At 39.3% G+C, this 24,726-nt stretch carries 24 protein-coding genes and 1 pseudogene; 1 reads left to right on the plus strand and 24 read right to left on the minus strand.

Translation table 11 applies throughout. The features are described 5' to 3' along the window. Positions 1-64: 64 nt before the first annotated feature. The 4 genes from QUG14_RS13405 to QUG14_RS13420 all read right to left on the minus strand — a co-directional run bounded on the left by QUG14_RS13405 (position 65) and on the right by QUG14_RS13420 (position 4,054). Positions 65-748 (minus strand): hypothetical protein, encoded by a 684-nt coding sequence (locus QUG14_RS13405; RefSeq protein WP_289341032.1) that lies wholly within the window; start codon positions 746-748, stop codon positions 65-67. Positions 749-856: 108 nt separating this feature from the next. Then, a complete protein-coding gene (locus QUG14_RS13410; RefSeq protein WP_289341033.1) occupies positions 857-2,056 on the minus strand; it encodes an MFS transporter in 1,200 nt (399 codons plus the stop codon). Between the two features lie 4 nt (positions 2,057-2,060). Continuing rightward, positions 2,061-3,146, minus strand: a complete 1,086-nt coding sequence (locus QUG14_RS13415; protein ID WP_289341034.1) for a mandelate racemase/muconate lactonizing enzyme family protein — start codon at positions 3,144-3,146, stop codon at positions 2,061-2,063. A 125-nt stretch (positions 3,147-3,271) separates the two neighbouring features. Further along, on the minus strand, positions 3,272-4,054 hold the full coding sequence (locus QUG14_RS13420; protein ID WP_289341035.1) for an aspartate/glutamate racemase family protein: 783 nt from the start codon (positions 4,052-4,054) through the stop codon (positions 3,272-3,274). Positions 4,055-4,182: 128 nt separating this feature from the next. Here QUG14_RS13420 and QUG14_RS13425 point away from each other — a divergent pair, with 128 nt between their 5' ends. Continuing rightward, entirely contained in the window at positions 4,183-5,403 is a 1,221-nt protein-coding gene (locus tag QUG14_RS13425) for an MFS transporter (protein ID WP_289341036.1), read from the plus strand. 45 nt (positions 5,404-5,448) lie between these two features. On the opposite strand, the gene QUG14_RS13430 is transcribed toward QUG14_RS13425, so the two are convergent. The 20 genes and pseudogenes from QUG14_RS13430 to QUG14_RS13520 form a co-directional block, all read right to left on the minus strand. Beyond that, positions 5,449-7,197, minus strand: a complete 1,749-nt coding sequence (locus tag QUG14_RS13430; protein ID WP_289341037.1) for a M28 family metallopeptidase — start codon at positions 7,195-7,197, stop codon at positions 5,449-5,451. Between the two features lie 18 nt (positions 7,198-7,215). Beyond that, positions 7,216-8,358 (minus strand): M20 family metallopeptidase, encoded by a 1,143-nt coding sequence (locus QUG14_RS13435; RefSeq protein ID WP_133368729.1) that lies wholly within the window; start codon positions 8,356-8,358, stop codon positions 7,216-7,218. A gap of 25 nt (positions 8,359-8,383) precedes the next feature. After that, positions 8,384-8,881, minus strand: a complete 498-nt coding sequence (locus QUG14_RS13440; protein ID WP_289341038.1) for an Lrp/AsnC family transcriptional regulator — start codon at positions 8,879-8,881, stop codon at positions 8,384-8,386. 134 nt (positions 8,882-9,015) lie between these two features. Then, entirely contained in the window at positions 9,016-9,156 is a 141-nt protein-coding gene (locus QUG14_RS13445; RefSeq protein ID WP_289341039.1) for a hypothetical protein, read from the minus strand. Positions 9,157-9,264: 108 nt separating this feature from the next. After that, the gene (locus tag QUG14_RS13450) at positions 9,265-10,251 is read right to left on the minus strand and encodes an ROK family glucokinase (RefSeq protein WP_289344140.1); all 987 of its coding nucleotides are present in this window, start codon (positions 10,249-10,251) and stop codon (positions 9,265-9,267) included. 138 nt (positions 10,252-10,389) lie between these two features. Beyond that, entirely contained in the window at positions 10,390-11,577 is a 1,188-nt protein-coding gene (locus QUG14_RS13455) for a levoglucosan dehydrogenase (protein WP_289341040.1), read from the minus strand. 164 nt (positions 11,578-11,741) lie between these two features. Continuing rightward, positions 11,742-12,044: an AraC family ligand binding domain-containing protein gene (locus QUG14_RS13460; RefSeq protein WP_289341042.1), complete on the minus strand. Its 303-nt coding sequence runs from the start codon at positions 12,042-12,044 to the stop codon at positions 11,742-11,744. A gap of 135 nt (positions 12,045-12,179) precedes the next feature. Next, positions 12,180-12,275: a hypothetical protein gene (locus tag QUG14_RS29755; protein ID WP_353961073.1), complete on the minus strand. Its 96-nt coding sequence runs from the start codon at positions 12,273-12,275 to the stop codon at positions 12,180-12,182. Positions 12,276-12,372: 97 nt separating this feature from the next. Beyond that, a pseudogene (locus QUG14_RS13465) lies at positions 12,373-12,981 on the minus strand (SDR family NAD(P)-dependent oxidoreductase); the annotation flags it as partial. Positions 12,982-13,259: 278 nt separating this feature from the next. Continuing rightward, complete coding sequence (locus QUG14_RS13470) at positions 13,260-13,562, minus strand: putative quinol monooxygenase (RefSeq protein WP_289341045.1); 303 nt, start codon at positions 13,560-13,562, stop codon at positions 13,260-13,262. Between the two features lie 31 nt (positions 13,563-13,593). After that, positions 13,594-14,427: a sugar phosphate isomerase/epimerase family protein gene (locus tag QUG14_RS13475; protein ID WP_289341046.1), complete on the minus strand. Its 834-nt coding sequence runs from the start codon at positions 14,425-14,427 to the stop codon at positions 13,594-13,596. A gap of 105 nt (positions 14,428-14,532) precedes the next feature. Further along, positions 14,533-15,615, minus strand: a complete 1,083-nt coding sequence (locus QUG14_RS13480; RefSeq protein ID WP_289341047.1) for a zinc-dependent alcohol dehydrogenase family protein — start codon at positions 15,613-15,615, stop codon at positions 14,533-14,535. Between the two features lies 1 nt (position 15,616). Beyond that, complete coding sequence (locus QUG14_RS13485; RefSeq protein WP_289341048.1) at positions 15,617-16,441, minus strand: sugar phosphate isomerase/epimerase family protein; 825 nt, start codon at positions 16,439-16,441, stop codon at positions 15,617-15,619. 156 nt (positions 16,442-16,597) lie between these two features. Continuing rightward, positions 16,598-17,767: a substrate-binding domain-containing protein gene (locus QUG14_RS13490; RefSeq protein ID WP_289341050.1), complete on the minus strand. Its 1,170-nt coding sequence runs from the start codon at positions 17,765-17,767 to the stop codon at positions 16,598-16,600. Positions 17,768-17,938: 171 nt separating this feature from the next. Next, positions 17,939-18,781: a sugar phosphate isomerase/epimerase family protein gene (locus QUG14_RS13495; RefSeq protein WP_289341051.1), complete on the minus strand. Its 843-nt coding sequence runs from the start codon at positions 18,779-18,781 to the stop codon at positions 17,939-17,941. A gap of 57 nt (positions 18,782-18,838) precedes the next feature. Continuing rightward, the gene (locus tag QUG14_RS13500) at positions 18,839-19,873 is read right to left on the minus strand and encodes a zinc-dependent alcohol dehydrogenase family protein (protein WP_289341053.1); all 1,035 of its coding nucleotides are present in this window, start codon (positions 19,871-19,873) and stop codon (positions 18,839-18,841) included. 71 nt (positions 19,874-19,944) lie between these two features. Then, complete coding sequence (locus QUG14_RS13505) at positions 19,945-20,916, minus strand: sugar phosphate isomerase/epimerase family protein (RefSeq protein ID WP_289341054.1); 972 nt, start codon at positions 20,914-20,916, stop codon at positions 19,945-19,947. Continuing rightward, a complete protein-coding gene (locus QUG14_RS13510; protein ID WP_289341055.1) occupies positions 20,913-22,091 on the minus strand; it encodes a Gfo/Idh/MocA family protein in 1,179 nt (392 codons plus the stop codon). Before QUG14_RS13510 ends, QUG14_RS13505 begins: the two co-directional genes overlap by 4 nt. A gap of 125 nt (positions 22,092-22,216) precedes the next feature. Then, positions 22,217-23,197: an ABC transporter permease gene (locus QUG14_RS13515; RefSeq protein ID WP_289341057.1), complete on the minus strand. Its 981-nt coding sequence runs from the start codon at positions 23,195-23,197 to the stop codon at positions 22,217-22,219. Then, positions 23,178-24,674: a sugar ABC transporter ATP-binding protein gene (locus tag QUG14_RS13520; RefSeq protein WP_289341058.1), complete on the minus strand. Its 1,497-nt coding sequence runs from the start codon at positions 24,672-24,674 to the stop codon at positions 23,178-23,180. Before QUG14_RS13520 ends, QUG14_RS13515 begins: the two co-directional genes overlap by 20 nt. Positions 24,675-24,726 lie beyond the last annotated feature (52 nt).

Below are 24,726 nucleotides of genomic sequence, written 5' to 3' on the forward strand. Positions count from 1 at the left end.
TAGGAAATATCCAGCAATCCAAACAACGGTATAGAGGACAAAAAAGGTAAAGGGAGCACCAAGATTAAACATTTACTACTTCACCACCCTTACTTTTTCTTTCACTAATGATCCAAGCCAAAATAATTCCCAAGATGACAGCCAATCCGAAAAAGGTATATAGATTTGAAGTTGTAAATAACCCTGCAGGGGAAGAACCTGTTGCAAGATTTACGTAACTTGGAACGTTCATCATATCCTCTTTGACCATCCCCGAATCTCCAGAATCAATGATTGGGAATGATTCATGCAGATATTTCCCCTTTGGCAGATTGATACTTAATGAGACTACATTACCATTTCCAGCTGTATTAACAGCAGGTACGACAAATGGAATTTTCTCATTTCTCGTATCTGAAAATTGATAACTTACCGTATAGGTAAATTCTCCTTTACTGCCTTCAGGAAGAGATACTAGTACTCTATTAACAGAATTTCCTTCGTTTAACTCATAGGTAAGCTCTTGATCCTCTCCATTAATCACTAAATCTTCAAACCGCGCACCCCCGATTTTGGTTACGATATGCTCTAATGTTCCCTCATGGATTGCTTCGGAGTTGGCGATCGTTATTTTTTCCGTTACTTTGATAACATCTTCATACATAACTTCAAGGTTTGCGCTTTTTAAAACCGGCGTTGCTTCTTCTGCCGAAACGGTATTAATCGAAAGCAGCATCACGCCAAATAGCAACATGATTATTCTTTTCATTTCACTTTCCCCCTTCATTTCGCTTTTGATCGTTTCAAGAATCCTAGTATCTTTTCTTGACACCAAATTCTGTTAGTTATGAATAATCTGGAAACTAATTCTAAAAAATTAAATACCAATTTCTTTCTCTGATTCTATGACTTGATGATTTTCAAGCTCACCGAAAGTGAACATAATTCGAATCAGACAAGCAATAAAACTGACAATCCAGATTATTTGGAAACTCCCGAACGTATCATAGAGCATACCAAATACATATCCAGAAATCGCTGATCCTAATTGACCAACCGTGTTCATGGTACTAATAAGCGATCCCGCGCTACTAATATGAACCATTTCAGTGGCGAGAGTCAGCATCGGGGCTAAAGACCATGAAATAGCGATGCCAATCACAAAAGCTGTACAATATATCCCCGTGTCGTTTAGGAATATCAACCATAAACAACATCCTGCCGCTAAGATCGAACCGATGATGAGAGTTGATTTTCTTTGCCCTACTATATCAGAAAGTTTACCTGAAAGAGGGGCTCCGATGATTTGAGCGATCATCATAAATGCCATGATCAGACCGGTCTCTTGCTTCGTATATCCCATAGCCGCTTCCAAATAGGTGGGCATCCAGGCCAGAAAGCCATAAAGTCCAAATAAGCCAAAAAAGGAAATTCCCAAAAGACGGTGGATTTTTTTATCTTTAAACAAATTCAAGAAAACCCTAGGCTGGACTTCTTTCTTTCCCTGTATTTCTGATGTGTTTTTACCCTTTGGCACCTTTAGGAATAGCAGCAATGTTGGCAAAAGGAGAATAGATAACATAAGAAATAATGTGTTCCATTCTACATAGATTGATAGAATCGGAAAAACAGTTAAAGTTAATAACGATCCAGCAGCTGCGGCACCTTCTAGTATGCCAATGCTTAATCCCCGTTTTTCTTTAGGGCTATGGATTGAAATTAGTTTTATCGCTGGAGAAAAGATCATGGCTGCTGAAGCCCCCATAATAAACCTTAAAATAAGGGCCAGATAAAGTGAATGCGTCATTGAAAAGATCATCGATGAAATCATCATTAGAGACAATCCTAGCACGATTAACGATACAGGTGAATATCGGTCTGCAAGAGTTCCTGCAGGAATTTGGAAAATTGCGTATCCAAGCAAAAAGGAAGATAAAAGCCCTCCTACTTGAGTAAATCCTACATGATACATATCTTTTAGATCGACCAGAAAAGGAACGACTTCCATTCGATGAGATAGAGCTAAAAAATGAATAAAACTGACGAAACAGACCATGAACCATTGAAATTTATTCAAGGTACTACTCCTCCATAATCTCATCGAAAATATCTTCCATCCCGAATCCAATACCCTTCGGTATATCCATCACTCCCTTAATCTCTACCACTCCAAAAGGGTCGTCCTTTAAATAATAAGGACCAACCATTTCATGCGAGTAGTTCCCAGGTAAAATAGTGGAAAGATGGAGACTTGCATAGGTTCCAAGCAGAGTATCCCATGGACTGATTAATACACATTGAAGACCTATTGCTTCTGAAAATTGCGCGATTTGAACAGCTGGTGTGATACCGCCGCATTTGATTAGCTTAATACCGATCAGGTCGATGGCTTCCTTTTTTGCAAGCTCATACACATCCTTTAACGTATGGGCACTCTCGTCGGCCATGATTGGAATAGATGTTGCACTTCTAATTTGTCTTAATCCATCATGATCCCATCCGGGGACTGGTTGTTCAATGTAATCAATCTTATATGGTTCGATTTCTTTAATCACCTGGACGGCCGTTTTCACTTTATATCCCTGATTTGCATCAATTCTTAAATGAATGGCTGGACGTATTGCCTGTCGAATTTGAGAAATGGCTTCGATATCTTTTCGAAAGTCGCTGCCAATTTTAATTTTCAGCGTATCAAAACCAGCTTCCGCCATTTCTTTTGCAGCTCTTGCCATTTCCTCCGGGAATTCATCCCCTAATACGTAGGCCACTCTGACAGGCTGTTTCCTTTCACCACCTAAAAGCTCATATACGGGAGTTTTCAACCTTTTTCCTTGAACATCCCATAAAGCAATATCAATAGCCGACTTTGCACCAGTTGCATTCCCGAGAATGATTCCCATTGAATGGTGTATATCTCTTAACGCATAAACCGGTTTTCCAATAATGGCAGGGCCAAGTTTTTTTTCCACTAAGGCCTTCATTGTTTCAACAGTCTCTCCAGTGAAAAAAGGTAATTCGGATGCTTCCCCAAGACCTGTCAATCCTGTGTTGGTGGTGATTCGAACAATAAGATGGGATTGATATGGAGGCATTTTCCCATATGTCATTTTAAAAGGGACATTAAAGGGTGTTCGTACGATCTTTGCCTCTACCTTTGTAATGTACAAAAAGCTCCCTCCTTCCTCAGAAATGGAAAATGTAAAATCATGATCTTTTATTTTGGTGCATTAGGTTGTTTTAGGGTTGATTAGACTTTTTAACAATAACCTTTTTCTTGAATAAGGGTATTCCATTATTGGACGATTTTGTTTTTCTTCACAAGCAAGCCTTTAGAAGAAGTAACCGTTCCTGTTGAAATCTTCGGCGGTGTAAGATAGGCAAGCTTGGAGTGTGATAGCCCTGCTCCAACCAATGCTTCCGCCATCTTTAATGAGGTTTTGCCAGGATTAATAACAGGCACACCTAGTGCTTTAGACATTTCTTCTGCAACATTAAGGAAGCCCATTGACATACAGCCTAATACCAACGTATCTGCCCGGTCTTCCAGAATCGCTTTTTTTCCCTCTTCAATTAGCTTTTGGATCGTTCTTTCACGATCGTTGGCAAGTTCGAGAACAGGTGTATTTATGGCACGCACGGAAGCTAGCTTCTTACCAACCCCTGCTTTTTCCACTAGGTGATGCAGTGGATTTATAATGCTATTTGTAACGGTTATGATTGAAAACCGGTAACCACACATTGCTGCTGCCATTACACCCGCTTCACCAGGTCCCACTACCACCATTTTTCCCGTTACTTCTCTAACTGCGTCCAAACCTGGGTCTCCATAACAACCTAAAATGGCTGCATCATACCCTTTTTTCTCCATCTCCAACATAAGATCTACAGTATTCGGTATACTTAGGTATTCCTCATAAAGAGATTCAATGGACGCGGGGCCTTCATCTACATCGACGATATCAACATGTGTACCAGGCGCTGCATAGGAGCGCAGGATTTCTAATCTTCTCTCCATTTCTTGACGTCCTGGTTCCGTCCTACTTATCGGTCCTGGCAGTACATAAACTATTTTCATAGTCATTCCTCCTTTTTCGTTTTCGTTAGTAATACTTGCAAGTTCTATGCCAGTTTTAGGACATCAAGTTCGATTGGCATAAAAATTGCATTTTAATGAACAGTACAAATACAAAGGTTGTGAAGCACATGAAACAAGATCTCAATTTCTATATCAAGGAAAAAACAAGCCAATTCTGGAAGGCTACTATAGCACTAAGTTTCGGTTCTTTCCTCGTATTTTCAAATTTACATTTTACACAGCCGTTACTTCCGTTAATATCCAGAGAATTTGAAGTTTCTCCTGCAATGGCAAGTTTAACCGTTTCGCTTGTAACATTGTCATTGAGTTTGTTTTTATTATTAGTTGGCCCTTTTTCTGACCATATCGGCCGAAAAAACTTAATGTCTTTCGGGCTTTTGTCATCATCTTTATTTTCCCTTGCGATCTTTTTTGTTACCGACTTCTGGTTCCTTCTATTTTTACGAACACTCCAAGGGGTCACATTAGCTTGTTTGCCGGCTATTGCTTATGCCTACATTGCAGAAGAATTTGAAAAAAAAGCCATAGGAGTTGCAATCGGTCTTTATATTAGCGGAAACACCATTGGGGGAATGGGCGGGAGAATCATCGGTGGATTCACGTCTGATTTATGGGGATGGCGATACGCCTATCTAACAATGGGGTTGATAGGTATTTTCTGTTTTCTGTTATTTGTTTTTTATTTACCTAAATCAAAACATTTTTCCCCCAACTCTTTGGAGCTTAAGGAAGTTTTAGGGCATCTTATTATCCATCTAAAGAATCACGAACTAAGATCGGCGTATTATATTGCTGGAATCATCTTTTTTATTTTCATGGGGTTGTTTAATTATTTATCCTACCATCTGCACGGGGCACCGTATCATTTATCTTCCAGCATAATCGGTCTATTATTTCTATCCTACCTTGCTGGAACATTTAGCTCGACATTTTCCGGGAAACTGGATGCCGTTATGAGTATTCCTAATCGGATGTGTGCAGGTCTCCTCATTATGTTAGTCGGTGTTTTGCTAACGCTTTTTAGTTCGCTCTTAATGATCTTAATCGGTCTTATCATTGTCTGTTTTGGTTTTTTCTTCGTACATGCAGCTGCAACAAACTGGGTAAGTATCCTGGCGAAAGAGGCAAAAGGAAGTGCCTCCTCTCTCTACTTATTTTTCTATTATGCAGGAGGCAGCTTGGGGAGTTATGTCTTAGGGTTTGTTTGGGAGTATTTTGGGTGGTATGCGATTGTAACGGTAACCATCTTGTTACTATTGGTGGGTTTAAAAATAACCCTTGGAATGGTCGCCGTACAAAAGAATGAAAAGTTAAAAATCACTTTGTAAAAAGGGAGAAATGGATTGACCATTCTCCCTTTTTTTATACAATATTTAGTTATTTATTTGCTCAACAGCGAGGTTAATGGTCCGGATTGCTTCTAATAGGGCATAGTTTACTTTATTGAGATTGCGTTTTAATTCGGTTAGAACTAAATGATATTGATGACTTCCTACCTCTAAGTCTGCTAATTTCTCACAATTCGCTAGTAACGGGATTGGAGGCTGCTTTAATGCTGTATCATGGTTGAATATGTCCCCTTTTACATAATTAAGGGGAACTAAAATATTGGAAAGGTGTTTTAATGTTTTGTTAGCATGAGTAACTTGTGGCTCTGTAGGTGTCGTTTTTAGCAAACTGCCAAACTGTATTAAGTTATTTTTCAATTCCTCGATCCGGTTATTTGTAATGCTAAAATTCAGGTGGCCGTTTGTTTTGCTTTGATAGTCCTTTATGCATGTTTCCAATTCTTCGACCGCTGCCAATTGGTTAACAGGCAAAATCTCAGTAGTACATGCTTCATACACGATAGATAAATAAATTTTGCAATCACGGGCAAGATTTTCTGGAGAAATCTTGTCAAGTGTATCTTCTGTTGTATGCCACCACCAGCCAAATCCGCCGGCTTTTCCTGCTCCAAATAATTGAGAAAATGCTTCTGATGCTGGATTATTGGACTGAGGCTGTTCAGATAACCCCATAAAAAGTGACGGAACACCAGGGCCCCAGAAGGATTGATCCCCTGCTCTGCCAAATCGTGATCCTTCAAACTCATCTCCGGTTAGTTCCTTAATAGACCGTTTAGCAAGATCCCTAGTCTCAGCCATACAATTAGCCTCTGTTAATATCGTTGCTCCTTTGCCGCCAACTGAATCAATATTAATATGAAGAACACAATTTTCGTGAAGGTCTTCCCAATGTTCATCACAATACAAAGCAGAACCTGCATAACGGCCATGCGAGTGGCCAGACCAGAAGGCAAGCTTTAAGCTGCGACGAAGATTGTCTTTATTTAGGGCAAGTATTCGTGCAACTTCCAACATCGTTGCATTTGCTGTTCCATTATCCATTACCCCATAATGCCATGAATCAATATGGCCGCTAAATAATACAAAATGATCATTCTCGTCATTACCTGGAATCTCAGCAGTTAAAGTTGGAATTTTTCTCCATCTAGTATCAACCTTAGTTTTTAGCCATCCTTGACAATTGGTGTGATTTTTTACTGTGCTTTTCATCTTTTGTCCATCATGAAAATTGACCGATACAACCGGAATCTTTGGCAAATTGTCATAAGTATGAGTTGTTGGGTTTCCCCATACTGGTGAAACGATCATTTCATGCGTATATTCAGCATTTATAAAGATAATTGCTTTTGCTCCTGCTTGCTGAGCTTGAAGTACCGCTCCTGGAATAGCGAGACCATCTAGCAGGACTATTTTTCCGCTAACTGGATTTTTTTGATAGTCTACACTTACTGACTTACCTGAATACACAATTTCCCCTTCTAACCCTGTTTCATCCGTAGAAACGGCCATTGAATGAGTAATGGCAGGAAAGCTTTGACGGTTAACCTTTAGCTCCGTTTTTCCTGGAAGACTAATGTAAGCATCATTAAATGTTAACTCTGTTGTTAAGCCAAATTCTTCAAGCTTTGATTTTGCATAATAAAAGGCACGGAGCTCTTCCTCCGTTCCTGATAGACGAATTTCTGAAGCAACGTTTTGAGTATATTCCATTAATAGATCCTGATTTACTTCCTCAAGCATTTGGCTTTTAATAGATTCTAAATTGACCTTCATCAAAAATCCCCCTATTGGTTAATTTGCTAACTCCTTGATCAACAAAGCTAATAATGCACTTCTTTTCGGCATTTGAGAAATAATGATATGTTCATTAAGAGCATGTGCCCCGTCACCAACTGCACCTAAACCATCCAGGGTTGGAGCAAACGGTGCTGTAAAGTTCCCGTCACTTCCTCCACCTGTTTCTTTCTCTTCCAATTTAAAACCCAGATATTCCTGGGCCACTTTCTTTGCCATGTTAAAAAGTGAAATAACTTGATCTGTTCGTTCAAATGGCGGTCGATTAATACCGCCGGCTACACTAACTTCAACACCAGTGGTACTAGGCTTAAGATTTTTGATGATTGGTATGATCCGGTCAAATTCTGCTTTCGTTTTTACACGTAAATCGATATCTGCTTCCGCTTCTGCTGCAATCACATTCACGGTTGTTCCACCTGTGATTTTGCCTACATTGACGGTGGTTCCTTTGCTATAATCAGTTAATTCATGTAAATAAGTTACTTGTTTGCTTAATTCAAGAATAGCGCTTATTCCTTTTTCAGGTTCCACTCCGGCATGAGCTGCTTTACCTTTAACATTTAGTTTGAATATTCCTACACCTTTTCTAGCAGTCTTTAATGCGCCTTGCCTCGATATTGCTGGTTCTAATACCAACACGTATTTACTTTTTTTTGCTTCTTCTTCTATTAGTTTTTGAGAGGATGGGCTTCCCAACTCTTCATCAGATGTACATAGAAAAACGACCTTTTTGTTTAATTTTGCATTTGTTTCTTTTAGTGCTTGCAGTGCATATAACCCCTGGACAATACCGCCTTTCATATCAAAGACTCCTGGTCCATAGGCAATATCTCCTTCAGTTTTAAAAGGAATTTTTTCTAGAATATCCCCTTTTTGCCAAACTGTATCATAGTGTGCCAGGAGCAGAATTTGTTCGTCGCCATGTCCAAATTCCCCTCTGACATGATTACCAAAAAGCTCATTTTGAATAATGGATGATTTCCCAGAAGTTAATTCTTCAAATAATTCAGCAATGAAAATCGCCAGTTCATCAGCTAATTCTTTATCACGAGTAGGTGATTCTTTTTCTACTATTTGTTTTAATGTCTCAAGCATCTCTGCTTGATTTTCCTTTAGAATTTCGACGAGCTCGTTCATAGTAGCCCCCTTTTCTGATTCTAATTTATTGAGAAGATTGTGAACCAACATCCCAATCATAGCTCTGCTTAAAGATTTCCAAAATCAACGAAGACTCTATCGATTCAATACCATCGATTGGGCTAATGCCATTCTTCATAACCCGATAAAGTTCCTCATTCGAGGACGTAATTACTTCCACATATAAGTCATAGACACCCGTTGCGGCGGCTACAAAGCGGACCTCTGGAATCGCAACTAGTTTTTTTATAACATGGTCTAATTTCTGATGACGCACCTTCATTCCAAAGATGGTCACACTAGGACTTCCTGTCTTAAATGGATTGACTACACCTACAATTTTAAGAATTTGGTTTTCTATCAGTCTTTGAACTCTGTTTCTTACGGTCCCGACAGTAACACCTAGTTCCTCTGAAATGTCAGTATAGGAAGTTCTACCATCCGTTTGTAACCTTTTAATGATGTCGAAATCTAGTTCATCCAAATTCAGCGGGGCTTCTTCAACCTTTTTAATGGAACTCATCCTCCTTTAAAAATTCAAAATTTTCATTTAATTACATAATAAATTATAAATTTTTCAATATCAATTATTATTTTTATATTATTTTCAAAAAAATCAGCTCCAAAAACTAGAGCCGATTTACTATTTTCATATATTTAGTCGATTCTTGCCCGAAGCTTCCTTTCAGTTCCATTATATCCAGTGAAGGAAAATGCTCCTTTATTACATGGCATTTGTTGTTTATCACTTCGTTTTTCCCTGTCCGTTATTTTACAGTATTGGTTCCGAAACATCATGTTTATACCCCTACCCGATCCGAAGCAATTCTCTTTATAAATCATTAAGGTTTTCTTCATTTGATTTCAATAAAACTACCCCTGTTTATTCCGACTAATCCTTGCACATTATTGGAGTTTAGACTTATTAAATAGTTTTTCTTTTGCCAACCATGCTCCTCCAATCACCCCTGCATTATTGCCTAGTGTGGCAGTAACAATCTCTATACCTTGTGCCACTCTCGGAAACGCAAATAAAACAAAGTCCTCTTTTAAAGGTCCCAACAATGCATCACCCGCTTTCGAAACACCGCCTCCAATGACAATTTTTTCAGGATTTAAGCCATTAGCTAAATTCGCCAGAGCCAATCCTAAATGGTGGGCAACCTGATGAATGACTCTCTTGGCGAGTTCATCCGCTTCGTTTGCAGCATCAAAAACTTGTTTGGCAGTTATTGTTTGATGCTTCTCATAATAGTCTCCTAATTGACTTATATCATCGCCACAAGCTAATTCCTCTATTGCTAAGCGGACAATACCTGTTGCGGATGCTACAGTTTCCAAACATCCCGATTTCCCGCAATTACACGGTGAACCGTTTTTAGGAACAGATGTCATATGACCAATTTCACCACCGGCTCCATTTACACCATGCACAACCTCTCCATTAACGATAATTCCGCCTCCAACACCCGTTCCTAATGTTACACAGATTAAGTTTTTAGCCCCTTTGCCAGCACCTTTCCACATTTCACCTATTGCAGCAATATTAGCATCATTGTCAACAACTACCGGCAACGATGTTTCCCGCTCGAGAATAGCTTGTAAAGGGAAGTGCTCCCAGCCCAAGTTAACAGCCACTTCAATGGAACCGTCCTCCGCATTAACAGGACCCGGGGCTCCAATTCCGATACCGATTAGTTGGTTTTTTGTTTGATTTAATTCTGTTAACTTTTGATCTATCGATCTTATAATAGAAGTGGGGATATGTCGGCCGCTATCTCTTTTGTCCGTATCAATTTCCCAGCTATAAAGGATATCGCCATTAAGACTGATAAATGCCATTTTAATTGTCGTACCACCTATATCAACACCAACTAACCATTTTTCTTCCATAACCATTCACTCTCTTCCCCAATATATTTGTGATTTTCTTACCCTAAAAAGTACCTAAAATCTACTTAGATTTATTAAGATTCTTTATTTATTTCTACAAAAGAGGCTCCTCAATTGAGAAGCCTCTTTTCATATATTTTATTTTACAGCTACTGCTGTTTTTTCAATATTTATCCATTGACCTTTTTCAGCTGATTCAAGGATTGCATCTGCGATTAATTCAATTTGGTAGCCATCATTGAAGTTTGGTGAAAACTCTGTATCTTCAGCAATTGCTTTAAACAAATCATATGTTTCAATGATTTTTGTTTCGCCGTAACCAATACCTAGAGCAGGGATTGGCCATAATCCTTCACCATAAGGAGTGGCAGGTCCTGTATAAACCGTTCTGAAGCCTTTTGCATCGCTTGGATCATCAGCGAAGCAAACTTGAAGCTCGTCACGGCGCTCATAGTTAAAGTATAGAGAACCTTTTTCACCGTGAATTTCAAAGGTTAGGAAGTTGTTACGCCCCCATGCATTACGTGTTGCTTCAATCGTTCCAATAGCACCATTATCAAACTTAACCATGGTAATCACTTCGTCGTCTACATCGACTGCCGCTTTTGGTACATCATTTCCACCGGTTTTCACTGTGCCTAATTTATCAATACCGCCAGTTTGAACTGGTCTTTCTGGAATCCATGTTCTTGTCATCGCATTTACATCTGTAATTTCACCAACAAGGTAACGGGCAAAATCAACTACGTGTGTTCCGATATCACCTAGAGCACCAGAACCAGCGATTTTCTTTTGGAAGCGCCATGATAATGGTGAATTTGGATCAGCAGACCAGTCTTGTAAATACGTTCCACGGAAGCTTAGAACTTTTCCAATTCTTCCTTCCTCAATATATTTTTTCGCAAGCGCAACCGCCGGTGTTCTTCTGTAGTTGAAGGCAACTGCATGTTTTACACCTGCTGTTTTTACTGCTTCTAACATTTCCTTCGCTTGTTCAGCACCTAATGACAATGGTTTTTCGCAGATAATATGTTTACCAGCTTTTGCTGCTGCAATTGCAATTTCAGCATGCGTATTATTTGGAGTAACAATATCAATAACATCAATTTCCGGATCGTTAACAACAGCTCTCCAATCTGTCGAATAATTGTCAAATCCTAATCTTGCTGCTGCGTCTTTTGCTAATTGTTCGTTAACATCTACTACTGTATGACGGTGAGGGATTGCTGGTGCTGGCCAGAAAAACATTGGCATTCCTGCATATGCAAGAGAATGCGCTTTCCCCATAAAGCCTCCGCCAATCATACCTACGTTTAATTTTTTCATTTTAAGTTCCTCCCTAGATTAATAAAATTTTTATAATAGTGCTGCAGAAATCGTATGTTTCTGCGACTAATTTTCTCTAAGTTTTATTTAGCTGTTTTATAATTCTGTATCTACGACATTAATTATTAATATTAAGCTTGATTTACTTTTTCAAATTGAGTTATTTAACCAGCCTTTATCGTTACCATTGATATGCAGATTTGAAAAACAGATAGAAATCCCTTTAAGAGGATCCTCAATACAAGATTTTCCTTGATAGGACTAAAAGGATGAAGAATAATAAGATCTCCTTCTTGTCCTATAAAAGGTTTTTCTTCAAAAAAAAATTCTCCACACCCCTGTTGAATATATATTAACTCTGTATAATCATTATCGGAATGCTGTTTAAACCAATTAGGACTATTTTCATTTATTTCTCTTATAGTAAAAAACCGAGGAGTATTTAATAGAATAGAGGATTTCCCCACACTGCATGTCCCCTTATAGTAACTAGTTATAAAAATTAAAAGCTCAGCGGGCAAAAAGATTTATTGCTATACCAGCAAATAGAAAAGCGAGTATCTTAGAATGTATATATGCCCGCAAAGGTTATAGGGTGTTAGTTATACACTTGCTACCGAGCCGCCATCCACTCGAAGATTCACTCCGTTAATGTAAGATGACTGACTTGATGCTAAATAAACGACTGCTGAAGCCACTTCTTCTACTGTGCCAGGTCATTTTTACTTCAATATGAGGGCGATTCTCCTTTAGAAATGCCTGCACGGCTTCATCAAAGCTGATATTCTGCTCCGCTGCGGAATCATTTAACAAGTTCTCTAATAATGGTGTCATGATAAATGCAGGGGAAACGGTATTGACTAAAATTCCATTCGCTGCATACGCTTTTGATAAGCTCTTTGAAAAATTGTTAAGTGCCGCTTTGGAAGCATTATAATGCGGTATTAACGCATCAGGCTGCTCTGCGCATTCAGAAGAAATATTGATGATTCTCCCATATTCCGCCTTTTTCATATAAGGGATAACAGCCTTTGTTACTCGTACGGCGCCAAAAATATTGACTTCAAAAAGCTTCTGCCAGTCCTCTATTTCCAAAGATTCAAAATCATCGAATCTATTAACAACACCGGCATTATTAACTAAAATTTCAATTGTTTTAAAGCAGTTAACCGTTTCAGACACAAGGCGCTCTACATCTTTCTGGTTTGATAAATCTGCTTGTACGGCAATCACCTTTCCTCCAACTTGTTCGATCTCATTTCTTGCTTCAGATAATGCCTCTAATCCTCGGCCACAAATTACAACGTTAGCTCCTTCTGCTGCTAAAGCCTTTGCTATTGCTTTCCCTATTCCCTTACTGCCTCCTGTTACGATGGCCGTTTTATTTTTTAATTGTAAATTCATTTCTGATCATTCCCTTATTTAGTAAATTCTCCAAAAGATTCTATCGTTCGTAATGTTCTAACTTAACCTAACGTAATGTTAAATTATTAATACTATAAGAAAAGGATTAACTCTTGCTCACACATAAGTAGAGAGTTAACCCTTGTCCTTTTTTACCAAACTTTCAAATTAAGAAGTGACTTTTGAGTCTTAACTCTGTTGGGGGGCAGATGCCCACTGAGGTTACGTTTCACCCTACTAGGGGTCAGACCCTAACTCAATTAACGCTTTACTTTGAGTTAGGCACCTTTTATTTCGGTCGCTTCAAATAGTTGTACTTGGATTGGTTCGCTTATTAGTCCTGGGACAGCATGGATAAAGTTTTGGAAATAAGCGGTTGCTTCATGAACGTCAATTGCCGCTTGATCCTTCCACACTTCTACAAACACAAAGGTATTGGCCTGTTCTGGATGTTCATAATATTGATAGCTAATATTGCCTTCTTCCGCTTGAGATGGTTCCGTTACTAGTTTAGCTTCGTCCAGGAATGATTGGCGATGCCCTGGATCCACTTTAAAATACGCATGAATGATAATCATCATCTATAATTTCCACCTTTATACTCAATCTCTTTTATGATATTGCTCCAACAATTTCTTTCATATGTTCGATAGATTGCTTCGTGAAGTCATCAAAAATAGTAGATTCACCTCGAAGGCCTGATGCTACGTAAGGATTTGACACGGCAGGAAGGAACTCCATCGTAATATAGCCCTTATAACCTAGTTCTTTAAGTAGCGAAATGACTGGTCTAAAATCCGTTTGCCCTAGTCCCGCTGCTTCCCTTGTGTTATCAGCAATGTGTACATGGGCAAGATAACGGGAAATTTTCTTTATCGATTCAGTCATACTTCGTTCCTCTATGCTCATGTGGAACAGATCAGCCATAATCCCTACACCTTCTACATTAACTTCCTCAACAAAACGTAAGGCTAATGTCAGGTTATTAACTAAATAGGTCTCATAACGATTTAATGCTTCAATTGCCAGGGTGATTCCTTGTTCCTTAGCGTATAGCCCCGCCTCTTTCACACTCAAAACGGCATTATTCCATTCTTCTTCAAGAGTCGTTTCTGGACCAAGTTTGCCAACACGTGTAGGAACGACAATAACGGTTGAGGCATTTAATGTTTTCGCTAAATCAACCGAATTTTTTACATATTCCACTGCATTTTTTCTAATTTCATCGTTTGATGAGGAAAGATCTCTTTCAGGAGTATAAATTCCACAAATGGTACTGCATTCCAATTCATACTTTTTTAAAAGTTCTTTGGTTTCCTCAACATCAATGGAATATGGCTCTCCTGCTAGTTCGACACCCTGATAACCATATTTCTTCAGCCTTTTTAAGCTATCTTCTAAGCTTTCATTTCCGAATATCCATTGTGTGGCACTATAATTGAACATTCTATAATCGCTCCCCATACTTAAATTTTGACAATGCGAAATAAATGAAAGGGATAAAAACGACTTTATCCCTTTCATTCTCTGGAAAAATCCTCAATTCATTTATTAATCAATTTCAACTAAGATTTTAATAGTGTCTTTGTTTTTGTCTGCCTCTACAATACCTTCTTCTAATTGATCTAATTTAATTGTCTTACTGAAGATCGCTTTTGGATTAAATCTCTTTGATGAAAGTAATTGAATCGCTTTAGTCCAAGTTCCATAAGTACCTGCATATGAACCTACAATGGTAAGTTCCTTACTAAAGATTTCAAATGGCTTCACATCTAGTGTTGCATCAGCAGGGGCTGCACCGTATGCTAAGATTGTCCCGCCTTTTCTAACCATTTGGAAAGCTTGTCTATAAGTTGGCATTGCTCCAACTACTTCGAATACAACATCAGCACCTCTTCCTTCCGTCGCATGAAAGACTTCTTGAATAGGGTCCTTTTCTGATGCATCAATAACAACGTCTACTCCCAGTTCTCTTGCTTTCTGAAGACGCGCTTTGTTCATTTCCGAAATAATTACCTTGCTTGCTCCATTTAACTTTGCCATAACAGCATGCGCCAGACCCATTGGACCTGCACCAATAATCGCGACGATATTTCCCATGACTACATTTGCCCTCTCTTGCCCGCGAATAACACAAGCTAGCGGTTCAATGTAAGCACCTTCCTCCCAAGACATTCCTTCTGGTAACTTATAAGTATTATTTTCCGGCGCTTTTACAAATTCAGCAAATGCTCCGTTTGTATGAACACCAAGTTGTTTAATGTTCTCACAGAAAAGCTTTTGGCCTGTACGGCAATAATAACAATTTCCGCAGCTAATATTAATATCAGCAGTTACTCGATCACCAACTGCTACACTGGTAACGGAAGCTCCTATCTTGACAACTTCCCCAGCAAATTCATGACCTTGGATTAATGGCATAGGAGCAGGGAAATGACCGTTGTAAATATGTGGGTCTGTTCCACATATTCCACAAGCTTTAACCTTGATGAGAACCTCGTTATCGTTAATTTCTGGAACAGGTACCGTTTCAATTTTTAAGTCATGTGCTGCATAAGTTACTGCGGCTTTCATTTCTTTTTGATCAAACCCGGAATCTGTACCTTGATTGTTAACTAATGTGTTCTGAGCCATATTATTCTTCCTCCTTAAATAATTTTTTTAGGAAAATGATTGACTCTTCTGTATATTGATCATAAAACTCTTCACATCTTGTTCCAATAAATGGATCTGCAAACGGAGGCAATAGCTCCATCGTTAAATATCCGCTATAGTTAATATCGCGCAAAGCCTGAGCGATTGGCTTAAAATCGATATGTCCCCTGCCTGGTGCCGCTCTATTACTGTCAGCGATGTGAAGGTGATATAATTTATCTCCAACCATTCTGATGGTATCCGCAATATCGACTTCTTCAATATTCATATGATACGTATCACCCATAACTCCTACGCTTGGCAGATTAACACGATTAACCAGTTCAAGTGATTGCTCTAATCGATTGATTAAATAGTTTTCGTAGCGATTCCATGCTTCTACTGTCAACCTGACACCATGTTCTCCTGCATAAATACCAGCTTCGCATATTCCTTCCTCAGCCCACTTTAGCTCAGTTTCTCGATCGGCCTCTCCATAAATTTTCATACAGGCAGTTGGAGTCAGCGAGATTCCTTTTGCTCCGATTTTGCTGGCAAAATCGACGCAGCTTTTTAAATAATTGACTGCATTTTTTCTAATATTTTCATTGCTAGAGACTAAATCTCTTTCAGCATTATAAATGGCACAAATTGTGGAAGCTTCAATATTATATTTAGCCAGTAATTCTTTAATGCGGTCAGCATCCATTTGTTCTGGCTCACCAACAAATTCCACACCGTTATAACCAAATTTGGCGAGTCTGGCAATACTAGTTTCAATATCTTCTCCTGCATATACTAGCGTGTTGTAAGAGTACTTAATCATTCGAACATCTCCTAATCACCAATTTTAATAGTCTATGAACTTCCCCTAGATTTCACATTCTTTAAATAGAGACCGCAATTAAAAGCGGCCACTACCTGCGTTTTTAGTTCTTTTAGATGAAGTTTGTTATCTACTTTCCTAGCTGCTAATTGATGTTTATTTTGCTGCGTTTTGAATAACTTCTGGGGCATCTTGGCGATATGCCATTTTCCAAACCTTTAAGACATTTTCTTGTGTTACTTTCATCGCTGGAACAACATAGAATGGTTCTAATTGCTTACCAAGTAATGAATATCCAGCAACAAGGGCTTGGGCAGCTCCATTTTCATAAGGTAACTGTGCTCCAAGACCTTTTACATTTCCTCCAGAAGCAATTTGAAGCGCTACATTCGTTCCCAAATCAACTGTAGTAATGACTAAATCATTTTTCCCTACTGTACGAGCTGCAGCAAGTGTTCCTTCCGCTGGTACATCCCAAATCGCAAAAATGCCATCTAAATCTGGGTTTCTTGCTAACATACCAGAAGCTACTTTTTCAGCATCATTAGGAGTTATAATTCCACCACTTACAGCAATTTTAATATCTGGATATTTTTCTTTAATGGTTGTTTCGAATGCTTCTTTACGCTGGTTATTTACAAAGAAGTCAACATCATGGAAGATAACACCAATCTTACCTTTTCCTTTTAGCGCTTCACCCATGACTTCGCCTGCATAGATACCGTTTCCATAGTTATCTGATGAGACAACGCTTACATAATCTTTTCCAGCTTGGAATCCTTTTGGCACACTATCCATAAATATTAATTTTGCGCCTGCTTCAGCGGCCTTTTTAAAAGCGGGAGCAGTTGCCACTGGATCGACCGGCAAACTTACGATAACATCTGGTTCTTTAGCCATGATTGTTTCGATATCTGAGATTTGTTTTTCAGGCTTAAATTGTGCATCCGTAACGGCAACAACTTCTATGCCCATTTTTTCAAAAGTATCTTTCACACCATTGATGATGGCAGTTGAGAAATCATTTCCTGCATAGTGCATGGAAATAGCCGCTTTAAATTTACCTTCTCTAATTTTCTTTACATCCTCTTCAGACAATTGCAAAGTTGCTGCAGGTACGGCTGTTTCTCCGTTTGGACCCTTACTTAAAATTTCCTGATCGCTTGTTATTTCCGGGTTAATGGTAAGAGGATAAGTAACTTTTTCTGATGCTGCTTTTTCATTTTTTTGCTGCCCCGAAGTATTGGCACTTTGTTTTCCACAGCCCATAAGAGCCAAACTGCTAATTAATAGTATCGTAACGATTAGTGAAGTAAGTTTTTTCATAGTAACCCCCAATAATTTATTAGTTTAATAATGTTGAATTTTTAAATAATTTAGATTAAAAATTTTATTGGACATTTCATGCAGCTGGTAAAAGCGGACCAACCTTTGTAGAATATTTGCTATAAAGGTTAGCCCCGTTATAAATTCATCTTAAAAATTTGAGGTTAATGTTTACTTACATCCAATTTCTTTTAATTTTTCTTTCAAGTAATCAATGGATGTTTTCGCATACCAATCAGGATCCGCTTTTCTGGTACCAAAACCAATTTCCATGGAGAGGTAGCCCTTGTAATCGATTTCCTTTAATGCTCTTAATACGGAATCCCAATTTACGGTTCCTTGTCCAGGCGGTAATCGATCGTCATCCGAAATATGAACATGATGTAACTTATCTTTCATTTTATAGACATAATCACTCGGTACTTCATTACGGAATAAGGCATGGAAAGTATCAAACATCACTTTCACATTGGATTCACCTGATTCTTCTGCCAGCTGCAAAGCATCATCCGCGGATTCGATTAAATTACAATCAGCTGCCTGAGGTTCAACTACTAAGGTGATTCCTAGGTCTTTTGCATATTTTGCGACATCTTGTAAACCCTCCAGGCTATATTTCCATGCCTCTTGTTTGTTCATTCCAAAACCGAACCAGCCGGCAAGCCACATAACAGTTGGACATTCCCAGTCATGTGCCAGGCGAATGACTTCTTTATAATGTTTTATCGTAAATTCACGCTCTTCTTTTAAAGCCGAGGATGGATTGACTCCAGGTCCTCCCCCAGGTGCGGGAAGCATAGCAGCAACATTAAGATTGTTCCGTCTTAAATGTTGAGCTATTTCTTTTCTTCTCTCATTGGAGAGATAATCCGGCCAAGCATGGGGACTCGCACAACCTATTTCAATTCCATCATAACCAAATGCAGCGATTCGATTAATCGTTTCTTCTAATGGATAAAATGGCAACATAGATGGAAAAGAATTATAAACCCAAGTATTAAATGCAAGCTTCATTCATTTATCCTCCTCAAAAATCAAGTTACAACTACTAGTTTTGTTAATCGTTGGTGATTATTCCCAAACAAATACTGCTTTTTCTGTTTTTCTTTCATCAAACATTTGGAATGCAGTTTCGGCTTCTTCTAATTTAAATTGGTGAGTAACTAATTTTTCAACAGGGAGATCTTTTCTGACAATAAACTCAGCAATCTCATCGAACTCTTGTATTGGGAAGTACCATGAACCCATCACCGAAATTTGTTTCCGAATTAGCTGCTGACTAGGCTTAATCGTTGTCTCTTTGCTTTCGCCGATAAAGGCCACACGACCGTGTGCTTTCACACAATCTAGTGCATCATTTTCAGCATAAGGGCTTCCGGAGCAATCAATTGCTGCGTCTGCACCGGCACCATTTGTAATGCGGGCAATTTCTTCTTGAACATTCATCGTTTTCCCATTGATGGTGTAATCTGCACCTAATTCCTTCGCAAGCTCCAAGCGCTCATCAAGCATGTCAACAGCGATAACCGTTGCGCCTAATCCTTTGGCGATCATCACACCTGCACCGCCCATTGGGCCCATACCAAAAATAACAAGGTAGTCTCTTCCGGAAATTCCTAATCTCTTTTGCGCGTGATATAGGGTTCCTACTGCATCGGTTGAAACGGCAGCTGTTACAAAGCTCATGCTATCTGGAAGTCTCATGCAGTTTTCAGCTGGAACTGCCATATACTCAGCGTCGCCGCCATGAGAGTCAAAACCAATGCACTTAAATTCTTTACAGAACATTTTGTAGCCGCTCTTACAATGAGCACATTCACCGCAGCCTAATGCTAAGTAAACGGCAACCCGGTCACCCGGCTTAAAATTAGATACACCATTACCTACTTCTGTAATAACTCCAGCAGGCTCATGTCCAGGAACCGTGCATCCACATTTTGTTCCTTCAAAAACAGATGTTCCGTAGTATAGGCTCATATCACTGCGGCAAATGGCAGACGCCTTTAATTGAATGAGTACTTCTCCTTGTCCTGGTGTTGGGATTTCAACCTGACGAATTTCTACCTTTTTATCTCCTGGAAAAAATACTGCTTGCATTGTTGTCATCGTACTGCCTCCAATAAGTTAGTTTGAATCATAAAACTAAGGTCTTTCACAATTGTTCTATCAAACAAAAATTAAGCCCACCACATATCAGTTACTTGTTCCTTAAACATGGCACCTTTTAAAAGAGATATCGCCTTCTTTAGTCCCTCATCCGTTGAAGCAAGCATATCTTCATGTTCAATGGAAATGACATAATCATAACCGACCGCTCTTAAGGCACTCACAATGTCTTTCCACATTTTTTCATCCGATCCATAACCTACAGATCTAAATGTCCATGAACGGTCTAAAATTCGGCTGTAATGCTTTGTATCTAACACACCATTTACGCTAATATTGGCATGATCTAAATAAGTGTCTTTCGCATGGAAGTGAAAAATTGCATTTTCACGGCCAAGCTTTTTAATTGCTTCTACTGGATTGATTCCTTGCCAAACAAGGTGGCTCGGATCAAAGTTGGCACCAATGTTTTCCCCGGCATGTTCTCTTAATTTCAGTATTGTTTCAGGATTATAGACAACAAATCCCGGATGCATTTCAAAAGCAATTTGGTTAATGCCATGCTCTTTCGCGAATTTCGCTTCCTCTTTCCAATACGGAATCACGACTTCGTTCCATTGCCAGTTCAAAACATCTAAATATTCCGGCGGCCACGAACAAGTAACCCAGTTTGGACTTTTTGCGCCTGGATAATCACCCGGACAGCCGGAAAACCCATTTACAACTGGAACGCCTATGCGTTCCGCCAACAAAACGGTTTTTCTCCAAACCTCATGGGAATCACTTGCAAACTTTTTATCCGGATGCAGCGGATTCCCGTGGCAGCTTAAGCCACTGATGGTTAATCCCTTTGTTTCAAGCGCTCGCAGGAATGCTCTAGTTTTTTCAGGAGATGCAAGCAATTCATCCGGATTACAGTGATGGTTGCCGGGATAATTGCCAGTCCCCAATTCAACCGCCTCAACACCCATGCCTGCCAGTTTATCCAGCATTTCTTCAAATGGCAGATTCTGATAAAGAGGGGTAAATACACCTAGTTTCATGCCAGAACCTCCTTGCCTGCCTCAACCTTCACCCATTTCTGCTGTTGATGACTTTCTAAAATAGCGTCAGTGATACACATCGAAATATGGCCATCTTCAAATGTAGCAAACTTAGGCTTATCTGTTTTCAGGCTCTTGTTATCGCGAATAAAAGAGTAGAAATTAAACATCATATTTTTCAATGCATCCGGCCAGCCTTCATTGTGTCCTCCTGGGTGGTGAATCGCAGATCTTGCTTCTGCCGTAAACAGGGAAGGGTCCGCTAACAGAAGTTCATTTGCTCGATCACGATGACCAATCCATAGCTTTTCCGGTTCCTCTTGGTTCCAGAAAATAGAGCTTTTGCTTGCGTTGATTTCAAAGCTTAATCTATTTTTCCTGCCGGCACTTACTTGAGATACAGTAAAAACTCCTCTTGATCCATCCTCAAAACGAACAAGAACGGATGCATAGTCTTCTGTATTAATTGGAACATCTTCATATTGCATATCTTCAGTAGTCTGTGCCCCAAAAGTAGCTACGTTTCCTGTAGGCTTCTTTCTTACTGGAACTACAGTCGCTAAATCAGCAAATACTTCCACAATCTTTTTGCCTGTTACAAACTGGACGGTATCGCACCAATGGGACCCGATATCCGCAACTGCCCGTGATTTTCCGCCTACTTCCGGCGCTAAACGCCAGTTATAATCTGTTTCATACAATAACCAATCCTGCAGGTAGCTTCCGTGTACCAAATTCACTTTTCCAAGCTCACCTTTTGCAATCATCGCTTGTAAGTTTTGCACACTGGCATGCTGTCTATAATTGAAGTTCACCGCATGGACCACGCCGTGTTTTTCTGCTAACTCCAGCAATTCCGCTGATTCTTTACTATTCATTGCCAGCGGTTTCTCTGATACGACATGCTTTCCTGCTAAAATGATCTCCTTATTAATTGCAAAGTGAAGGTGATTTGGTGTGCAATTGTGCACTACCTGGATTTCACTGTCTTTTAGCATTTCACGGTAATCACCATAAGCTTTCGGGATTCCAAGCTCAGCTGCCTTATTTTCAGCAACTGCTTGGCTTGTTTCTGCCAATCCAACTACATCAACAAAGCCAAGCCTTCTGATGGCTTCAATATGTGTTGGCCCAATAAAACCGGTACCAATTATACCAACTTTAATCTTCTCCACTTCGTTTCCTCCTGTACATAAGTTTTCTCATGTTGTAGTAACGTACTTTTTAAGAATGTTACCTCATGCCATTGATTCTTTTTTATAACTAATTGAGCATGAGGTAACTCTAATTTTATTAAAACCTATCGCTTCATCGCTTTCTTACCAAATGCCACAGCCAAGATGATGATAATTCCTTTGATAATCATTTGCTGGCTGACATCCAGTCCCATAATAATCAAACCGTTGTTGATCGTACCGATCATTAACGAACCAACCAGTGTTCCGATAATCGTTCCTACACCGCCAAACAAGCTTGTACCACCAAGAATAACCGCAGCGATAACAGAAAGCTCATCCCCTTCACCAAAGGAAAAACGACCTGCATTCATACGACCTGCATAGAGAAGACCCGCTAAACCAGCCATTAATCCTGTACCTAGGAAAACCATCAGCTTAATTTTCATTGTCTTCACACCTGAAAATCTTGCAGCGTTTTCATTTCCGCCTGTAGCAAGCACCTGACGGCCAAATGCTGTTTTACGAAGCAACACATGGGCGATAACCGTAAAAACTAGAGTCCAAATAAGAAGAACCGGAATTGGACCAATGTCACCAGATCCAAAAATAAAGTTGAAATTTGCATCTACAATTGGAACTGGTGCTGTGTCTGTAATCCACATCGCAAAACCTTTAACCGCTCCCATTGTTCCCAATGTTACAAGGAAGGAAGGAATGGCTACCTTTGTAACAAGCAAACCATTGATTAAACCAACCACAAGTCCTGTACTTACACCGCCAATGAGTCCTCCCACAATGCCATAACCGGCTTGGATTGCCAATGCACCTACAAGAGAAGAAAGAGCGGCAATGGAACCTACAGAAAGGTCAATTTCACCTGTACTGATTACAAATGTCATTGCCAACGCCATTAAGGAAATGGTGGCTGTTTGTCTAACAATATTTAACAAGTTTCCTGATGTTAAAAACCCTTCATCACTTAAGGTGATAGAAAAATAGATTAATACTCCTACGAAAGCGAAATAAACAATATAATTGCGCCACTCGAAGCCTTTCAATACCGGAGTTTCCGGCTTTTGTAAATTAGAAACCTTGGATTGCATATTGTAATTCCTCCTCTGATTTAATCTCCTTGCGTGTCGTCTCTTTCTTTATTTTCCCACCATGCATGACGACCACACGGTCACTCAAGGCAAGCAGTTCTGGGAGTTCAGAGGAGACCACAAGGATCGCCTTGCCAGTTTCGGCCATTGCTCGAATAATTTCAACGATTTCCGTCTTTGCACCAATATCCACACCGATTGTGGGTTCATCCAACATAAGGACGGTAGGATCATTTGCCAGCCATTTGGCTAGAACAATTTTTTGCTGATTACCGCCTGATAACAGTCTGGCTTGTTTAAAAATATGATCCGTTTTAATATTTAGTTTTCGAACAAAATCATTACTAATGTCATTTGATTTTTTATTATCAATAAAGGTTCCTTTTTTAACCTTCGAAAGAATTGGAAGAATCATATTATCCTTGACACTATGTTCAAGAACCAAGCCTTGCATTCGGCGATCCTCCGGAATCAAAGCAAGACCTGCATCGATTGCATTTCTCGCATTTTTAATGGATTGCTTTTCACCATTAACATAGATTTCTCCATTGTCAATTGGATCAATCCCAAAAAGACTTCGAAGCAATTCAGTTCTGCCACTTCCCATCAACCCGGCAATTCCGACGATTTCTCCCGGCTGAATTTTAAGATTTATATCTTGCACTTTCCCTGCACTTAAGTTTCTCACTTCAAAAATCGGCGGTACGTCTGTTGCGTAAGAACGTTCCTTCCATTCAAAGGCCTGGTCAAACTCCATGCCTACAATATGTTGAATCACAGTGTCAAGATCGGTTTCACTACATGTTTCGGTTGTGATAAATCGGCCATCACGTAAAATCGTAATGCGATCGCATATTTGAAAGATTTCATCCATTCTGTGTGAAATATAGATGATGGAATAACCTTTTGCTTTCAATTTGTTAATGAAACTAAATAGTACTTCTGTTTCATTTTTGGTTAAGGAGGAGGTTGGCTCATCCATGATAAGAATTTTCGCTTCTTGGGAAAGCGCTTTGGCAATTTCGGTCATCTGCCAATAGCCGACACCCAAATTTTGTACAATATCATTTGGTTTGATATCTACGCCTAATTCTTTAAGCAGTTTTTCCGTTTTCTTTTCACAATCCTTGTCATTTAGCAGCCCAATTGATGTTTTCTTCTCACGAGTGAGATAAATGTTTTGAGCAACGGTAAGAGTCGGAATTAAACTGAACTCTTGGAAAATCATCGATATATTGTTTTTTTGCGCATCTTCATAGCTCTTAATACTTACAGGTTTTCCTTCAATTTGAATGTCGCCGCTATCAGCGGTATACACTCCGGTTAGAATTTTCATTAATGTAGATTTCCCCGCACCATTTCCCCCCATCAAGGCGTGAACTTCTCCTTTTTTCACTGAGAAATTAACATTTTTCAGTACGGGAATCCCATTAAATCCTTTATTAATATTTTTCATTTCTAGAATAGGTTGTTCCATCCAAGTTCACCTTCTTTTCATGGTAGAGGCTGCTTTTCGGGCAGCCTTATCC

It is taken from the genome of Neobacillus sp. CF12, from assembly GCF_030348765.1.
Taxonomy (GTDB): domain Bacteria; phylum Bacillota; class Bacilli; order Bacillales; family Cytobacillaceae; genus Neobacillus.

Coding starts and splice junctions, on each gene's coding strand:
- QUG14_RS13405 (WP_289341032.1), bottom strand. CDS start 748: ATGAAAAGAATAATCATGTTGCTATTTGGCGTGATGCTGCTTTCGATT.
- QUG14_RS13420 (WP_289341035.1), bottom strand. CDS start 4,054: ATGAAAATAGTTTATGTACTGCCAGGACCGATAAGTAGGACGGAACCA.
- QUG14_RS13425 (WP_289341036.1), top strand. CDS start 4,183: ATGAAACAAGATCTCAATTTCTATATCAAGGAAAAAACAAGCCAATTC.
- QUG14_RS13430 (WP_289341037.1), bottom strand. CDS start 7,197: ATGAAGGTCAATTTAGAATCTATTAAAAGCCAAATGCTTGAGGAAGTA.
- QUG14_RS13435 (WP_133368729.1), bottom strand. CDS start 8,358: ATGAACGAGCTCGTCGAAATTCTAAAGGAAAATCAAGCAGAGATGCTT.
- QUG14_RS13440 (WP_289341038.1), bottom strand. CDS start 8,881: ATGAGTTCCATTAAAAAGGTTGAAGAAGCCCCGCTGAATTTGGATGAA.
- QUG14_RS13445 (WP_289341039.1), bottom strand. CDS start 9,156: ATGATGTTTCGGAACCAATACTGTAAAATAACGGACAGGGAAAAACGA.
- QUG14_RS13450 (WP_289344140.1), bottom strand. CDS start 10,251: ATGGAAGAAAAATGGTTAGTTGGTGTTGATATAGGTGGTACGACAATT.
- QUG14_RS13455 (WP_289341040.1), bottom strand. CDS start 11,577: ATGAAAAAATTAAACGTAGGTATGATTGGCGGAGGCTTTATGGGGAAA.
- QUG14_RS13470 (WP_289341045.1), bottom strand. CDS start 13,562: ATGATGATTATCATTCATGCGTATTTTAAAGTGGATCCAGGGCATCGC.
- QUG14_RS13475 (WP_289341046.1), bottom strand. CDS start 14,427: ATGTTCAATTATAGTGCCACACAATGGATATTCGGAAATGAAAGCTTA.
- QUG14_RS13480 (WP_289341047.1), bottom strand. CDS start 15,615: ATGGCTCAGAACACATTAGTTAACAATCAAGGTACAGATTCCGGGTTT.
- QUG14_RS13485 (WP_289341048.1), bottom strand. CDS start 16,441: ATGATTAAGTACTCTTACAACACGCTAGTATATGCAGGAGAAGATATT.
- QUG14_RS13490 (WP_289341050.1), bottom strand. CDS start 17,767: ATGAAAAAACTTACTTCACTAATCGTTACGATACTATTAATTAGCAGT.
- QUG14_RS13495 (WP_289341051.1), bottom strand. CDS start 18,781: ATGAAGCTTGCATTTAATACTTGGGTTTATAATTCTTTTCCATCTATG.
- QUG14_RS13500 (WP_289341053.1), bottom strand. CDS start 19,873: ATGACAACAATGCAAGCAGTATTTTTTCCAGGAGATAAAAAGGTAGAA.
- QUG14_RS13505 (WP_289341054.1), bottom strand. CDS start 20,916: ATGAAACTAGGTGTATTTACCCCTCTTTATCAGAATCTGCCATTTGAA.
- QUG14_RS13515 (WP_289341057.1), bottom strand. CDS start 23,197: ATGCAATCCAAGGTTTCTAATTTACAAAAGCCGGAAACTCCGGTATTG.
- QUG14_RS13520 (WP_289341058.1), bottom strand. CDS start 24,674: ATGGAACAACCTATTCTAGAAATGAAAAATATTAATAAAGGATTTAAT.